Raw genomic sequence first — 15600 nt, 5'->3', positions numbered from 1 at the left:
TTAAGTAATTGATTTAAAATGTTTAAAATATCTTTCTGGATATTTTAAAATGTTGAGGACAGGGAGCTCTCTTGCGATGTAAATATAACGCAGTAGATGCTGCTTAATGTGAGTTAAATGTGATGCAAGCAAATCAAGCGACTGTAACTGTTTTATATTATGATGCGCCCGTAGGGTTAATTATGCACAACGCCGTATTAGGTAATTTACCAGTGAGTGAAGCTGGGCGTGTGATGATACCTGCAAGTTTCCGCAAGGGAAAATCTATCATTGCTGTACTTGAAGGTGAGTGTAAGATATTGAATTCATTAGGAGAGCGAGTGTTTGCTCAAGCTAATATAGGTTAACATTTTAAACTAATCGTCATTCTTGGGACGAATAATTCGCTTTGCTAAATTATCGTCCCGACATCTTCTGCAAAAATTCTATTCAATCCATCTATTTCTATTAATGTTAGCGTTTGTTCGCCTAATCATATTCGGTTAGTCATTCAGATATTTACTGTCCCACAAATTAACGCACTTTAATGGCAGACTTCTGCCAATAATTGGTCTGCAAGGTACTGTAAGGTTTCGGCATTAGGATGGGTGTGGGCGAAGGTTCTTAAACCATAAATTCCCATCATTAAATATTGGGCTCTTTGCTCGCTGCTGCGATTGCCTTGGAGGAGTCCTTGTAACGTTGCGGTGGCAAATTGTAGTGTGAGTGCTTGCTGCCAAGATTGTAGATACTGATTGATGATGTCTCGAATCTCAACATCTTGCTCTGCAATTTCATTTAACGCTTTTGTCAGTAAGCAAGCCTGGGCGCTATCGCAACTCAGACATTCAATAACGAGATGATCTAAGTAGGTTTTCAAATTAGTCAGCACATTCTCGCCATTGCCGAATAGATTGTTGAATTGCTCGTTTCTGTCGAGTTGATATTGCTCAATGGCCGCGATTAGTAATCCGCGTTTATTGGTGAAGGCACAGTAAATCGACCCCGGATGTAATCCCGTGGCTTGAGTAAGATCTTGCATGCTCGTTTTGGTGTAACCCTTGTGCATGAAGGCGGCCATAGCGCCGCGAAGTACCTGTTCTCGGTCGAACTCTGCATTACGCATCGAATTTAATTCACTTGTATAGAAACGCTTAGGCCAGATTCTACCTAAATTTGAACAAACATTCAAAAATGAACTTGAATGATCGTTCAAATAATAATATCTTGAATGCATATTCAAGAATGGAACTGAGAAAATGACCACACAAACCACGCCAAATTCATTGGTAAATCTGTTCGATACCTACTCACTTAATGACACTATTACCTTAAATAATCGTATCTTAATGGCACCTTTAACCCGTTGTATGGCGGATGCCGATTTAGTGCCGACCGATGATATGGTTGCCTACTATGCACGCCGCGCTGAAGCGGGTTTGATCATCACAGAGGCGACTATTATTCGTCCCGATGCTCAAGGTTACCCAAATACTCCTGGTATTTTTACTCAAGCGCAAATTGCTGGCTGGCGTAAAGTGACCGATGCGGTACATGCCAATGGCGGTAAGATTTTTGTGCAGTTATGGCATACGGGCCGTGTTGCTCATCCACACTTTTTCGGTGGTGGTGATGTGCTTGCGGCATCAGCACAGAAGATTGAAGGCAGTGTGCCAAGAATGCGCGAACTGACTTATGTCACGCCAAAACCTGCCACACTTGAGGATATTCAAGGCCTAGTGCGTGATTACGCCAAAGCGGCGGAAAATGCCATTGAAGCTGGGTTCGATGGCGTAGAAATTCACGGTGCAAATGGTTATTTAATTGATACCTTCTTACACCATGACAGCAATCGCCGCACCGATGAATACGGTGGCACTCCAGCCAATATGTCCCGCTTTGCGCTTGAAGTTGTCGATGCTGTTGTGGCTCGTATCGGCAAAGACAGAACCGGTTTACGGATTTCTCCAGGGGCTTATTTCAATATGGCGGCAGATAGTCGTGACCGCGAAGTATTCGATTACTTCTTGCCAGAGCTGGAATCCCGCGATATCGCTTTTGTGCATATTGGGATTTTCGATGACAGTATGGAATTCGACTATCTAGGCGGCAGAGCTTCAAGCTATGTGCGCGCACACTATGGCAAAACCTTAGTGGGAGTTGGAAGCTACAGCGCTGAAACCGCCAGTGAAGCGATTGCAGCGAATAAGTTTGATTTGATTGCTATCGGTCGCCCATTTATTGCCAATCCTGACTATGTCGCTCGCGTGCGTGATGGCGTTGCACTTGTTCCTTACAGCGATGAAATGCTAGCAAGTTTAGTGTAATTTCGCTTAATAGCTTTATAAAGAAAGGGTTAGCATTGGCTAACCCTTTTTGTTTATTTTATCTCGTGCCTTTTATTTAATCCGTTTTAACTAAGGATCTGAGTGCGGTGAGCTTTTGCTGAGCTATGCCGAAAATACTCTCGGGAGAATATTGCCCTTGGCTAGGTGCGGCCGTTTGCGGCAAACTTCCTGCGGTTTTACCGAGTAGTAATTCCATGGCTTGAGTCACATGGGTAATAGCCCAAATATGGAATTCCCCCTGTGCCACTGCATCGACAATATCTTTGCGCAGCATAAGGTTGGCCATGTTCGAGGCAGGAATAATCACCCCTTGCTCTGGCGTACGGCCTTTTATTTTGCAGACATCGAAGAAGCCTTCAATTTTTTCATTCACGCCGCCAATCGGCTGAGCCTCACCAAATTGGTTCATCGAACCTGTGATGGCAATATCTTGCCTAATTGCTTGCTCGCTAATAGCCGAGATAATGGCGCAGCATTCGGCCATGGATGCGCTGTCACCGTCCACTCCGCTGTATGATTGCTCAAAGGTGAGGTAAGTGGTGAGCGGGATTTGCGCCGTCTTACCTAAAACTGAGGCTAAATAAGCGGTTAAGATCAACACGCCCTTAGAATGGATCCGGCCTCCAAGTTTGACTCTGTGCTCGATATCCATCACTTCACCCTTACCAAACGCAGTGGTTGCTGTGATGCGATTGGGCATACCAAACTGATGATCTGAGGTCGAGATGACGGATAAGGCATTGATTTGCCCAACCACTTTGCCCTGAGTGCTAATCAAGGTCGTGCCGTTGGTAAAGCTTTGCATAATGTTGTCGTGCAGACGCGAGACTCTTTGCTCTTGATTTCGCAGTGCTTGCTCAACGTGCGGCACTAAAATTTGCTGACTGCCTGCCGATTTAGCGCAGTAGTTTGATTCCCGCAGTAGGTTGGCAATATTGGCTGAGTGTAGCGACAGTTTTTGTTGATCTTCGGCCTCCCGCGAGCTGTATTCGATGATGCGTGCTATAGCCGCACGGTCGCAATGTAGCATGTTGTTGTCGTGAACTATGCTCGAAATAAAGCGGGCATAGTGCGCCTCAGAAGTTGAGGTTCTGTCCATCACATCTTCAAAATCGGCGGTAACGCGGAATAACTCACTGAAGTCAGGATCATAGTGCTGTAACAGCTGATAAGTTTCGTGATCGCCAAACAGAATAATTTTCACATCTAAGGGGATAGGCTCAGGCGCCAATGAAATCGTGCCCGACAGTGACACTTCACGCTCGAGCGAACTTAAATCGAGTTTGCGTGAACGCAGGGCGCGTTTTAACCCGTCCCACACGTAAGGGCGTTCTAACACTTTTACCGCATCCATCAATAACACGCCGCCGTTAGCTTTGTGCAGACTGCCGGAGCGGATAAGTGAGAAGTCGGTGAACACTGTCCCCCTGAAGGTAGCGTTTTCCACATAACCAAATAGGCTGTGATAACTTGGGCTTTCTTCTACGACAATAGGGAATTTTTGAGTCCCTTGAGCGACCAAAACGTTAACTTGGTAGCGGCGGGGCATTTTCTTTTCAAGGGAAGCGTAGGCTAGGCCCAGTTGTTCTTCACTTTCTTCTAAAAAGATATCTAAATTGTCTAAGATATCCGCCTGCATACCGGTTAAGAAAGTCCGCGCTTCGGGCTGGTGCTTGAACTTATCTTTGAGTGGCTTAATAAAATGAATTAACACTTCTTTGGCGACTTGTTCGTCATGCTCTTGCTGCTTGTCGCTGAATTCTTCTTCCCATTCAGTGATTTGGCGAATAATACCGCGCAGTTTAACTTCTAGGCCATTGATATTACTTTCAAATTGACTACGTTCAGTCTCTGTCAATGCTTCGAATGAAGCTTCGTCATGGGGTTCTTCACCATTGAGCGCTACCATTTGATAGTCACCCTGCATGGTTAAACTGAGGCTGATGCCTTTTTGTTTTGCTTCTTCGGTTAATTCAGTGAGTGCGACTTCTTGTTTCTGTGATAATTGGCTTTTGAGCTTTTCAGTCCGGGCATAATACATTTCATTATCAAAGGCTAAAGGCATAGCTTTGACAAGTTTAAGCATCAACTTTTCGACGGCTTTTTTAAATTCAAGCCCCGTCCCTGCGCTCAGTTTCAGCACTTTAGGGCAACGGGTATCATCGAAATTAACCACATAGCACCAATCGTACAGGGTATGGTCGTTTGGCTCGTGACGGCTTAGGTAACGCAGCATCATGGTCCGTTTGCCGAGGCCGTTCTGACCTATGGCGTAGATGTTGTAACCCTTTTCTTTAATTCCCATTGCAAACTCTACCGCTTGCTGGGCGCGTTCTTGGCCGACAATATCATTGAGAGGTGTGAGTTCTGCTGTCGATTGGCAATCTGTGCTTAATTGGTCGAGTTCGCAAATGCGATATAATTGTTTACTGTTGAGCAGGGTAGCTTGGCTTGATACGACGTCAGTGGGCATAAATATCCTTGGTTTTTCAGCCTTATTATTTCCATTGTAGACAATAAGATAGCATTTTTGTCAATCAAAACCCTGTTATTGCTGATATATGTCTTTAGGGATGGTTTTCTCTCGCTAAGAAAGTGCTGAATTATCGGGGGAAGACTTAATTGATTAAGTCTAACTAATTGTTACTCAATAAACTTATCACGATACTGACACTAAAATTTTGTGCTAAAGTAGCAAATGCAATGTTAGTTGGATTTACCCGTGCAAGCAGTCTGCTGAGTGTGAGTAAGTTAGTGTGAATTTTGATGGTTTGACCTCTACCACCCTAAAAGGTGGATATGATGGAGTAAGTTTTAGATCCAACCATAGTGCCAATTGAGATGTATTGATTTGATGTTAAACGTAAAATTTTATGAGATTTTACTGCTTGGTTAGCGTTTTCCCTCTGTAGCAATATTGGGCATGTGTTTAAGGTCTTACGGTATTCTCGCCGTAGGCCGATTGAGCAGTAACGAGATCTGAGTTGGCAAGATGATGATAGATGTACCTATTACGCAGCAACAGCTGGATAACTGGTTGAGTGACTTAAATTTAGTCGCTGAGATATCAAGCAGTAAAGCAATGTTATTAGCATGGAATGCTGCGGGTGAACTTAGCTGCATGTTAAGTTCAGACTCTGCGGCTGAAAGTGAAATACAGGCAATACTTAGCCACCTAAGTGGCAACCCCCAGCCTGTGATAAGCCAGTCCGTTGTGATGCCCTCAATGCTCACACCATCAGAAATCGTTTCCAATCCCTTTGATATTATTGATAAATCTACTATTCCCCCTCTAAACAATGCTAAGTTGTCCAGCCTGAGTGAGCCAATTTCAGCATTGCCCCGATTAGGCAGTCATCAAATCACGGCTGCATTATCTGTATCACAGCTAACTGAGCAGGTACGTGAGCCTCTGTTAATTATGGATACTCGGCAGCACTCAGATTGGCACACTTGTAGCGCAATCGGCAGCGTGATTTGTTTGTCTCTCGCTTGGCCATCTGGGGCTAATTTTGGCTTTTTATGCTTCTATCATAACAAGGCTCACGGCGTAGATTCAAAAACGCTACAACTCGCTAAGCTTATCAGCGATAGCATTCAACACCAGTTAGGCGAGATATTGAGCCAACATAATGCGGCTGAAGCATTAAGCCGAGGTTCACCGAGTCGTGTCGATACGGTCGATTTACAAACTTTTATCGATAGTTTTGACGAACATATTTGGATGAAAAATGCCGCAGGCATTTACACTCTTTGCAATCGTAGTGTTGAGAATGCGTGGGAAATGCCCCGCAGTGAGATTGTTGGTAAATCCGATGTTGAACTCTTTGGTGCTGATATTGCAGAGATTTTTCTAGAGGGTGATAGGCTCGCTATCGAGTCTGGTACGCCTATCATTGTTGCTGAGTGTTTAGATGGCAGTGAAGCTAAAAATCATCTTTGGCTAGAAACGCTAAAACTCCCAACACTCAATGCCCAGGGTGAGCTAGTGGGCGTTATCGGTATGACTCGCAACATTTCCAAGCATAAAGCAGTTGAAGAACAACTGACACTGGCGACCAATGTGTTTAAAAACTCGGTTGAAGGTGTGGTTGTGACCGACCGGCATGGCAATATTACCGACGTTAACGGTGCATTTTTTGAGATCACAGGTTATGTGAGGGAAGAGTTACTCGGCCAGAATCCTCGGATTTTTAGTTCGGGTCGGCATGATAAAGATTTTTTCGATAAACTCTGGAATGCCTTGCTTACTCAAGGTAAATGGAATGGCGAAATTTGGAATCGGCGTAAAAATGGCACGATTTTTCCGCAAAATATCACCATAAGCACTATTTATGATGACGTTGGAGATGTGCGTTATTTTGTCGCTGTATTTGCCGATATTTCAGCCCAGAAAGAGAATGAAGCGCAACTCACGCACTTAGCGTATTTTGACCCGCTAACGCATTTGCCCAATCGCATGAAGTTCATGATGCAGCTTAAGCAAGAAGTACGGCATGCGAAGCGGCTGAATTTGCAATTAGCGACTGTGATGATTGATGTCGATCTGTTCAAGCATATCAACGACAGTTTTGGCCACAGTATAGGCGATGAAATGTTAGTTGAGCTCGCCAAGCGTTTACGCAGCCAAGTAGGCGATCAGGATGTGTTATCACGGATTGGTGGCGATGAGTTTGTGGCATTGATCTCAGGGATCGACAATAGTGCAGATGCCGCAGTTGCCATAAATCAATTGCGCCAAGTGTTTGAGCAACCTTTTATTGTGAGCACGGGCGACCATTTACGTTTAACGGCGAGTATGGGCGTTTCTTTGTATCCAAATGATGGAACCGATGCGGACACTTTACTGCGTAACGCCGATGCGGCCATGTATCGTGCCAAAAATGATGGCCGCAATAATTATGCTTTTTATACAGAGTCCTTAACTCAACAATCTTTTGAGCATCTTAAGCTGCAAAGTGCCCTCTATGGCGCGATTGAGCAAAATGCTTTGTACTTAATGTACCAGCCAAAACTCGATTTAGTGACTCGACAAACCGTTGGATTTGAAGCATTACTGCGTTGGCACGATCCTCAACTGGGGTTGATTTCGCCTGCGGTATTTATACCCGTGGCGGAAAAAATTGGTCTTATCCATGAAATTGGCTTATGGGTGTTAGAAACCGCCTGTCGTCAAGGCATGCGTTGGCTTGGTGAAGGCAAACATTTTGGCCGCATTGCGGTGAACGTGGCAGGACAACAGTTACAGCGCAGTTCCTTTGTGGATGATGTGAAACGTGTCTTAGCTGAAACGGGTTTGCCCGCAAAGCATTTAGAGCTTGAAGTGACCGAAAGTGTGATGATGCAGAATCCTGATCTTGCTATCCGTGACTTAAAGCGACTTGGCGATCTAGGTATCGAATTATCGGTTGATGATTTTGGCACTGGCTATTCATCGCTCAACTATTTGAAAAAACTGCCTATTCATAAATTGAAAATTGATCAGTCTTTTGTGCGAGACATTCCCTTCGATACCAACAATACCGCTATCGCTAAGGCTGTGATTGCGCTTGGACATGCGTTGAAGCTGGAAATTATCGCCGAAGGGGTTGAAACTAAAGAGCAAGCTGATTTCCTACAACAAAACCAGTGCGATCAAGCCCAAGGTTACCTTTTTAGTCGTCCGCAACTAGCTGCAGATCTCGACGCATTTTTATCGTAAAACAAGTTTGCATATAACAATAGGACTAGCGCTATGCCTCTAGTCGCTTGGGTTTGTGTCTGCTAAAATTCTAGCCATTATTTTCAGTGGTTAACCGCAATGTCTTTTAGTGCCTTATCCTTAAACTCCACGTTAGTGAATACCTTAGCGGCTCTTGGCTATGAATCGCCAACGCCTATCCAGTTAGAAGCGATCCCTGCCATCTTAGCTAAACGGGATGTGATGGCTGGCGCCCAAACGGGTACAGGCAAAACCGCTGCGTTCGCCTTGCCTATCTTGCATCATTTGATGACACTCAGCCCTTCGCAAGAGTTAACGGCTGTGAGACCCGTACGTGGATTAGTCTTAGTGCCGACACGTGAACTGGCGGTGCAGGTACAGCAGAGTTTTGTTAAGTACGCTAAAGGGACTGATATTCGTATCGGTATCGCCTACGGCGGCGTGAGTATCGATGCGCAGGTCGCTGTGTTTAATGCAGGGATTGATGTGTTAATCGCAACACCGGGTCGCTTACTTGACCACCTTAGGCAAGGTGCATTAAATCTTAAGCAATTGAGTGTGCTTGTTTTTGATGAAGCCGACCGCATGCTCGACATGGGGTTTATGGATGAAATTCAAGCCGTGCTCAAGCAAGTACCGAGTGACAGACAAACCCTGTTATTTTCTGCCACTTTAGATGCCGCTATCTTCAGCTTAAGTAAAACCTTACTGCGCGATCCCAAGTTGATTGAAGTTGCCAAGCGCAACACGACCGCTGCCGAAATTGAACAAGTGGTTTATGCCGTCGACGCCGACCGTAAAACCGAACTCGTCAGCCATCTGGTACGCAGTAAAAACTGGCATCAAGTGTTGATTTTTAGCCGCACTAAGCAAGGCGTCGATAAACTGGTTCAGCAACTCAATAAAGCTGATATTATCACTCAGGCGTTTCACGGTGACTTGTCTCAAGGCGCGCGCGAGAAAGTTTTGCAGGAATTTAAACAAGGCAAAATCCAAGTGCTAGTGGCAACGGATGTCGCCGCCAGAGGCCTAGATATCGTCGAGCTTAAATATGTGATCAACTTTGAGCTGCCTTTTATCGCTGAAGATTATATTCATCGTATTGGTCGCACAGGTCGAGCGGGTAGTGCAGGGCTTGCCATCACCCTCTTTAGTCAAGAGGACGCCCTATTATTGGAAGAAGTTGAAGTTGTGCTCGACAAGCGTCTACCACAACAATGGTTACCTGGCTTTGAACCCGACTTTAATAAGATGGATACCGAACCTAGACGTAACGGCAAAGCGGCTCAGAAGCAAAGAGCGAAGAAACGGGCTTTGGGTGGAAAGGGGAAAAGGTAGGTTTTTAGGTGCGGCGTCTGAATGGCTGAATCTAATAGAGATTAGATCAAGTGACATGATTCATTTATTGATGCCAGTTCAGTTCCCGCCGCCGCATTTGAATCGTTAGCAATCATTTGAACACCCAAACAAAAAGGGCTTAACCTTGCGGTTAAGCCCTTCTGGTAAAATTGGTGGAGGCGGCGGGACTTGAACCCGCGTCCAGAACACCTACATCCAAGGCACTACATGCTTAGTCTCTCTTTTAATTAACCCGAATAAACTCCGAAAGACAGGATTTCATCGGGCGAGTCCGGTACTATTTCGCGGTTCACCCCCGGACGGAGTTCCCTCGCTATCAAATGTAAGATGACCATCTGTATACACCGCCCATTTGAGAGACCTGTGTCAGATGGCTAGCTAGCCTAAGCTGCTAGAGCGTAGTTATCGTCGTTTGCAACTATAACTGTGCGGCTTTTTACGAGGCCAACCGCCCCTCGGCATGCTCCCAGGGTTTCGTGAATCCTGTCGAATCCAGAATCGCCCCCAAGAATTTGATTGTAACCCGTAGCACTATGATCACCTAGCATCATTTGCTTCAAGTTCAATCGTTTGTTCATTATCCGTGCGTTTTTTCTTTTTTCATCACGCGTGCTTTTTCAACTTCCCATTCACGCGCTTTAGTATCTTCGCGCTTATCGTGATCTTTCTTACCTTTACCTAGGCCAATTTCCACTTTTACCCATGCACCTTTACGCCAGTACATTGAGATAGGAATAATAGAGTAGCCTTGGCGCTCAACTAAGCCCGCTAGTTTATCTAGCTCTTTACGGCTGAGTAGCAGTTTTTTCAAACGTAGGGGATCGCAGACAACGTGTGTCGATGCCGTATTCAAGGGAATAATGGTGCAGCCATGCATAAAGGCTTCGCCATTTTTCAGAAATACGTAACAGTCGGACAAGTTGACCTTACCCATACGGATAGATTTCACTTCCCATCCCATGAGGGATAGGCCAGCTTCCATTTTCTCTTCGAAACGGTATTCGAAGGTTGCGCGCTTATTACGTGCGATAGTCGCAGGCGCGGCTTTGCTTGAATTTTTCTTTACCATAGTGGCGCCATTATACGCACGGTGAATCAATTTGGTATTGATATAAGGGTTTATTTAGTTAATTTCAAGCCTCTATCGTGTTGTTGCTGGTTTTTTGAACGTGATTAGGGTGTTAAGTATCAGCCTAAGTGCACAAGGGGTGCGTTTTTTACGTATCGTGATAAAATCCGTGCAAATTTTGATTGCTGGCCTAAGTTGTTTATTGCACGTGCGTTATTTTCGTGCGTTTGAGTTTGCTTAGGTCGCTGTGAATACGTTAGTGAAGAGTACTAAGTCCTATGCCGCAAATTTCTCGAAGTGTGTTAGTCCGTTTTAGTGCGATGCAAATGTATGACTTAGTGAATGATGTCGAGTCGTATAAGGAGTTTTTACCCGGTTGTGTGGGTGGTAAAGTCTTAGAATTTGATGGCAAGACTATGCTGGCATCTGTTGATGTGAGTAAAGCGGGGATCCGTAAGACATTTACGACTCGCAACCAAGTGGTTCCTGGTAAGAGTATTGATTTAACATTGGAAAATGGGCCCTTTAAGCATTTATTGGGGCAGTGGCGTTTTACTGAGCTGACTGAAGAGGCCTGCAAGGTAGAATTCGAGCTGAGTTTTGAGTTTTCAAGCTCGTTAGCCGATATGGCCTTTGGTAAAGTGTTTAATGATCTTATGGTATCAATGGTGACGGCATTTACGAGTCGCGCTAAGGTGATTTACAGTGACAAATGAGACAGATAAGTTTGTAGTTGATGTGGTTTATGCCTTGCCTACACAGCAAAAAGTGATTTCGGTGAATGTGAATCCTGGCACGTCAGCGATTGAGGTGGTGCGTTTAAGTAACATAGTGAGTTTTTTTCCTGAGATCGATTTAGAGACGGTTAAGCTCGGTGTGTTTAGTAATGTGGTTAAGCATGACCAAGTGATTTTACCGGGGCAAAGGGTTGAGATTTATCGTCCTTTGATTGCTGATCCTAAGGATGTGCGTCGTCGCCGAGCAGATAAAGCTAAAGATGAAGGCCGCGCGAATAAAGTGACGGGCGGACGGGCTTAAATACTGACATCATAGCTCAATAAAAAAGCGCCCTTGGGCGCTTTTTTGTATTTGATTGACTGAGAAGAGCATAAGCAAAGTTTAGGATATTACTTAATTGGTTTTTGAACTTGCGCTTCAGCTTGATTTTCTTTCACTAATGGCTTTTCATCGGCGCGCTGTGCTGGAATTTGTGGCACTAGCTCAGTTTTATTACCTGTTGGCAAGCTGCTTTGTTCTAGCGGCGTACTAAATTCTTTGCTCAGTTCATAATCGCCTTTCACTGAGGTAAGTTTATCGCCCGTAAAGTGCAGTATGAGTTCTTTATGCGTAATGCTGGCATCACGCCCACTCTTGTAGTGATACACATAGTACCAAGTATCGTCAGCAAAACTATCTCGTAATACCGGACGGCCGAGAATGTATTCGGCTTGTTCTTTGGTCATGTCAATGCGCAACTTTTCAACTTGTTGCGGTTCCATGTAGTTGCCCTGTGGAATATCGGGCTTATAAATCAACCAATCGAACACGCTACAGGCACTGAGTGAAACAGAGAGCGCCACAGCGCCCAGTAGGGTAAGACTTTGCTTTTTATTGATCATTGTATGCGCTACTTCTGAAAATCTGGCGGCCATAATACCCAAGCATTCCCCCTCATGACAAGGGCAATCGGGCTTTGCTGCCGTCATAGATCGAATTGTGTGACTTTTCGACCCAGTATGTTGGCTTTAGTTCTCAATCTTTAAGGATATTTATTCGCTGAAGTCATATGGGGCTATGAGTATGATTTTCGGCGTCAGAGCCGTACAGGTTTACTGTTGGCTGGATTGGGAAAAAGAGTAAATGTGAGCGATTTCTTCTTTAAAGCCAAGCAATTAGTTAGCAAGTCGATAGACAGTATGTGTGGCGATAAGCATAGTAATCTCGTTAAAATCAGATTAAAGTTACCGATATGTTTTTATTGTGTTCTTGTACTGTGGTTTTTTGCCGTAAGTTTGCAGTGTTCGAAATAAAATAGTGGGATAGATGCATTGGGTTCTTTAGTTTGCGTAGGTACGGGTTTACAACTGGCCGGACAGATCAGTGTGATGAGTCGTAGTTATATTGAGCACGCTGATGTCGTGTTTTCACTCTTGCCCGATGGTTTTTCGCAGCGTTGGATCCAGAAAATTAATCCCAATGTCATCAATTTACAGCCGTTTTATGCACAAAATGGTGAAGTTAAAAATCGCCGAGAAACCTACGAACAAATGGTTAATTCTATATTGGAGGCCGTAAGGGCTGGCAAAAAAACCGTTTGTGCGCTCTATGGTCATCCTGGAGTCTTTGCCTGTGTTTCCCATATGGCGATTACGCGGGCGAGGGCAGAAGGGTTTTCAGCGAAGATGGAGCCGGGGATTTCGGCTGAGGCGTGTTTATGGGCTGATCTGGGTATTGACCCCGGCAGCTCTGGGCATCAAAGTTTTGAAGCTAGCCAGTTTATGTTTTTTAATCATGTGCCCGATCCGACAACCCATTTATTGTTATGGCAAATTGCGATTGCTGGTGAACATACCTTAACTCAGTTCCATACTACGAGTGACAGGCTGCAGATTTTGGTTGAACAACTGAATCAATGGTATCCGCGAGATCATCAAGTGGTGATCTACGAAGCTGCTAATCTGCCAGTTCAAGCCCCTAGAATTGAGTATTTGCCGTTGAGTAAGCTGCCCGAGGCAAACTTGTCTCCGATCAGTACTTTACTGATCCCGCCAGCAAAAAAACTCGAATACAACTATGCTATTTTAACTAAATTAGGCATTAGACCTGAAGATTTAGGCTAATTGTGAGTGCTGTACTTCTGAGCTGAATTCGGGAGTCATCATATAAATAAGGAAAGGTATGTCTGCATTATCGGATTTTTTTACCCAGTTAGGTCAAGATGCACAACTGATGGAAGCGTATCAACAGGACCCGGAGGCCGTAATGCGCGCCCATGGGTTAACTGATGAAGAAATTAGCGCTGTAATGACAGGGGATATGACAAAACTAAAAGTTTTGAGTGGCGACCAAAATTATCAAACATTTGTTTTAGTCAATCATGGTAATAATTAACTAATCTTGAAACGGTTACGTTGTGCCCTATTAGCCATCTTCGCCTTGTGTTCGACAGCTTTGATGGCTAACTCTCTCGATTTTGATCAGGCACTCAATGAGCTTGATGTATTACTGCAATCTGATCTTAGTGCTGCGCAGAAAAAGCTTGCCGAATATGAGAAAGAATTCAGTCGTTTAACTACAATACAACAAGGACGACTGAGGATAGATAGAGCGATAGGTTATTTTTTCATCGGTGAATATACTAAAGCGTTAGATGATCTACACCAAGCCGAAACCTTAGTGCCAAATACTGATTTATTGGCGTCAGTTTATAGTTACAAAGCCACGGTATATATAGGGATACGTGACTATGACAAAGCCTTGGCTGCAGTTGCTCAAGCATTAGCCTTAGTGGTGAATATTGATGATGTCACGATTAAACGGCACTCATATCTAAGAATTGCCAATATTTATTCCGAAATGGACGCTTATAGCGATATGGGCCTTTATGCCAATAAGGTGTTACAACTCGCAAAGGAAACCGATGTCCGCGATATTTGCCATGCCAAATTGCTGCGCGCTATTTATTTACTCGGCGTGAAAAATCCCGACGCCTTCGATGCCTTCGAAGATAGCCGTCAATACTGTGATGCGAAGCAATTCCCCCTTCTGGCGACTATGTCGATGAAAGGCAAAGCTATGGTTTTGCAGGATCGGGGCGACTTTTTAGGCGCGAGAGTGATTCTGCTATTAGCCTTAAAAGGGTATGAAGCTTTTCAATTTCAGTTAGAAATTAGCCATGTGCATGCACTACTTGCCGAGAATTACTTTGCCATGGGTGAGCAGGTTCAAGCGAAAAGTCACGCCGTTAAAGTGCTTTCATTCCCCGATGATAATAGCTACATCGAATATAAGCATATTGCATATAAGGTATTTGCCGAACTGATGGCGGCGGATAAACAATTTGAGCAAGCCTATGAATACACAAGAAAAGAACAATATTATAATCAATTGATTTTTGACCAATCTAGAATGAAAACCCTCGCTTATCAGGCGGCTAAGTTTAATGCTGATGAACAGTCGCGTGAAATCAATTTACTCAATAAAGAGCGTGAACTTTACATCGCTCAGCAAATGGTAAAAGAGCGGGAATACACCAATATGCTGATGTTTATCACTATTCTAGTCGGTGGGCTGTTCTTCCTTGGGATTTTGTTAGCCGTAGGTCAGATGCAGAAACGTAAGTTTATGCGTATGGCGAGAATGGATGCCTTAACAGGCATATTGAATCGTGGTGCAGGGCAAGAGTTGGGAGAAAACCTTTTTGTGCAAGCCACGGCGCGTAGCGGGGATTTCTGTGTCATTTTATTCGATTTAGATTTCTTCAAACGCATCAACGATTCTTTTGGTCATGGAACTGGCGATTGGGCGCTTAAAAAGGTGGTTGACTCCCTTAAATCCCATATCCGAAATGGTGATGTTTTTGCTCGTATCGGCGGTGAGGAGTTTGCAATTTTATTACCCTATGCCGATGAAGAGAAAGGCATGGAAGTGGCGGAGCAATGTCGAGCTCGTATCGAGGCCATTGATACCCAACATTCAGGGCATAAGTTCGTCATAACGGCGAGTTTTGGCGTGAGCGGTTTAATGGCTGATGATCTGAGTTTGGATCCATTATTTCACCGAGCCGACATGGCGCTCTATGCCGCTAAGGCCAATGGCCGCAACACCGTAGTACGCTATTCTGACATATTAAAATGTGACAAGCAGGCAACTGATTTACGGCGTCATATCGCATCGCCCTCTGTGTAATGCAAGTCGAGTGAGCATTTAGTCTCATCCAGAGTTGGCAAGCCCTTACTGGTTTTATCCTTCCTTAGTTTATTGCTCGTTTTTTATTTTGCAGCCACTCACTAAAATGCAATAACAGTCTAAGGTGTCTCTAAGCGCTCTTTTACTCTGCTTTGTTGCTCCAGTTGATTTCCCCCACGCTTAAGTGTTTTCCGTATCAAAAATTTCTTATTTTTAATGAATTGCCTTGACCTTGT

At 44.4% G+C, this 15600-nt stretch carries 13 protein-coding genes and 1 other RNA gene; 9 read left to right on the top strand and 5 right to left on the bottom strand.

Annotated features, from left to right (window positions below):
• Positions 1-122 precede the first annotated feature (122 nt).
• Positions 123-347 (top strand): TIGR02922 family protein, encoded by a 225-nt coding sequence (locus tag L5L94_RS01175; RefSeq protein WP_028760777.1) that lies wholly within the window; start codon positions 123-125, stop codon positions 345-347.
• 176 nt (positions 348-523) lie between these two features.
• Here L5L94_RS01175 and L5L94_RS01170 read toward each other — a convergent pair whose 3' ends face one another.
• Positions 524-1105, bottom strand: coding sequence for a TetR/AcrR family transcriptional regulator (locus tag L5L94_RS01170; protein ID WP_028760776.1), 582 nt, complete (start codon positions 1103-1105; stop codon positions 524-526).
• Between the two features lie 133 nt (positions 1106-1238).
• Here L5L94_RS01170 and L5L94_RS01165 point away from each other — a divergent pair, with 133 nt between their 5' ends.
• Positions 1239-2306: an alkene reductase gene (locus L5L94_RS01165; protein ID WP_263160782.1), complete on the top strand. Its 1068-nt coding sequence runs from the start codon at positions 1239-1241 to the stop codon at positions 2304-2306.
• 76 nt (positions 2307-2382) lie between these two features.
• Here the strand turns inward: L5L94_RS01165 and L5L94_RS01160 are convergent, their stop codons facing one another.
• Positions 2383-4800, bottom strand: a complete 2418-nt coding sequence (locus L5L94_RS01160; RefSeq protein WP_131523009.1) for a Lon protease family protein — start codon at positions 4798-4800, stop codon at positions 2383-2385.
• Between the two features lie 519 nt (positions 4801-5319).
• Here L5L94_RS01160 and L5L94_RS01155 point away from each other — a divergent pair.
• Positions 5320-8028 (top strand): putative bifunctional diguanylate cyclase/phosphodiesterase, encoded by a 2709-nt coding sequence (locus L5L94_RS01155; RefSeq protein WP_263160780.1) that lies wholly within the window; start codon positions 5320-5322, stop codon positions 8026-8028.
• Positions 8029-8127: 99 nt separating this feature from the next.
• A complete protein-coding gene (locus L5L94_RS01150; RefSeq protein ID WP_263160779.1) occupies positions 8128-9366 on the top strand; it encodes a DEAD/DEAH box helicase in 1239 nt (412 codons plus the stop codon).
• Positions 9367-9537: 171 nt separating this feature from the next.
• Here L5L94_RS01150 and ssrA read toward each other — a convergent pair.
• Positions 9538-9893, bottom strand: a transfer-messenger RNA (tmRNA) gene (ssrA, locus tag L5L94_RS01145).
• A gap of 71 nt (positions 9894-9964) precedes the next feature.
• Entirely contained in the window at positions 9965-10456 is a 492-nt protein-coding gene (gene smpB, locus L5L94_RS01140; RefSeq protein WP_006080832.1) for an SsrA-binding protein SmpB, read from the bottom strand.
• 278 nt (positions 10457-10734) lie between these two features.
• Between smpB and L5L94_RS01135 the strand changes: the two genes are divergently transcribed.
• Together L5L94_RS01135 and L5L94_RS01130 are read left to right on the top strand one after the other, a co-directional pair.
• Positions 10735-11172: a type II toxin-antitoxin system RatA family toxin gene (locus L5L94_RS01135; RefSeq protein WP_028760728.1), complete on the top strand. Its 438-nt coding sequence runs from the start codon at positions 10735-10737 to the stop codon at positions 11170-11172.
• Positions 11162-11494, top strand: coding sequence for an RnfH family protein (locus tag L5L94_RS01130; protein WP_106651167.1), 333 nt, complete (start codon positions 11162-11164; stop codon positions 11492-11494). Before L5L94_RS01135 ends, L5L94_RS01130 begins: the two co-directional genes overlap by 11 nt.
• 89 nt (positions 11495-11583) lie before the next feature.
• Here the strand turns inward: L5L94_RS01130 and L5L94_RS01125 are convergent, their stop codons facing one another.
• Positions 11584-12075, bottom strand: a complete 492-nt coding sequence (locus L5L94_RS01125; RefSeq protein ID WP_028760727.1) for an outer membrane protein assembly factor BamE — start codon at positions 12073-12075, stop codon at positions 11584-11586.
• Positions 12076-12504: 429 nt separating this feature from the next.
• Between L5L94_RS01125 and L5L94_RS01120 the strand changes: the two genes are divergently transcribed.
• The 3 genes from L5L94_RS01120 to L5L94_RS01110 all read left to right on the top strand — a co-directional run bounded on the left by L5L94_RS01120 (position 12505) and on the right by L5L94_RS01110 (position 15364).
• On the top strand, positions 12505-13296 hold the full coding sequence (locus L5L94_RS01120; RefSeq protein WP_198572105.1) for an SAM-dependent methyltransferase: 792 nt from the start codon (positions 12505-12507) through the stop codon (positions 13294-13296).
• 58 nt (positions 13297-13354) lie between these two features.
• Positions 13355-13567, top strand: coding sequence for a hypothetical protein (locus L5L94_RS01115; RefSeq protein WP_105249796.1), 213 nt, complete (start codon positions 13355-13357; stop codon positions 13565-13567).
• 63 nt (positions 13568-13630) lie between these two features.
• On the top strand, positions 13631-15364 hold the full coding sequence (locus tag L5L94_RS01110) for a GGDEF domain-containing protein (protein WP_263160924.1): 1734 nt from the start codon (positions 13631-13633) through the stop codon (positions 15362-15364).
• The last annotated feature ends 236 nt before the right edge of the window (positions 15365-15600 follow it).

This window comes from Shewanella sp. SM21 (genome assembly GCF_025654335.1).
GTDB classification, from domain to species: Bacteria; Pseudomonadota; Gammaproteobacteria; order Enterobacterales; family Shewanellaceae; genus Shewanella; species Shewanella oncorhynchi.
Note: the sequence above shows the minus strand (reverse complement) of the source record. Positions and strands in the feature narration are given on the sequence as shown.

Bases quoted from the DNA above. Each gene is read 5' to 3' on its own strand.
- L5L94_RS01155 (WP_263160780.1), top strand. From the start codon at position 5,320: ATGATGATAGATGTACCTATTACGCAGCAACAGCTGGATAACTGGTTG.
- L5L94_RS01150 (WP_263160779.1), top strand. From the start codon at position 8,128: ATGTCTTTTAGTGCCTTATCCTTAAACTCCACGTTAGTGAATACCTTA.
- L5L94_RS01115 (WP_105249796.1), top strand. From the start codon at position 13,355: ATGTCTGCATTATCGGATTTTTTTACCCAGTTAGGTCAAGATGCACAA.
- L5L94_RS01135 (WP_028760728.1), top strand. From the start codon at position 10,735: ATGCCGCAAATTTCTCGAAGTGTGTTAGTCCGTTTTAGTGCGATGCAA.
- L5L94_RS01175 (WP_028760777.1), top strand. From the start codon at position 123: ATGCAAGCAAATCAAGCGACTGTAACTGTTTTATATTATGATGCGCCC.
- L5L94_RS01165 (WP_263160782.1), top strand. From the start codon at position 1,239: ATGACCACACAAACCACGCCAAATTCATTGGTAAATCTGTTCGATACC.
- L5L94_RS01170 (WP_028760776.1), bottom strand. From the start codon at position 1,105: ATGCGTAATGCAGAGTTCGACCGAGAACAGGTACTTCGCGGCGCTATG.
- smpB (WP_006080832.1), bottom strand. From the start codon at position 10,456: ATGGTAAAGAAAAATTCAAGCAAAGCCGCGCCTGCGACTATCGCACGT.
- L5L94_RS01160 (WP_131523009.1), bottom strand. From the start codon at position 4,800: ATGCCCACTGACGTCGTATCAAGCCAAGCTACCCTGCTCAACAGTAAA.
- L5L94_RS01110 (WP_263160924.1), top strand. From the start codon at position 13,631: ATGGCTAACTCTCTCGATTTTGATCAGGCACTCAATGAGCTTGATGTA.
- L5L94_RS01125 (WP_028760727.1), bottom strand. From the start codon at position 12,075: ATGATCAATAAAAAGCAAAGTCTTACCCTACTGGGCGCTGTGGCGCTC.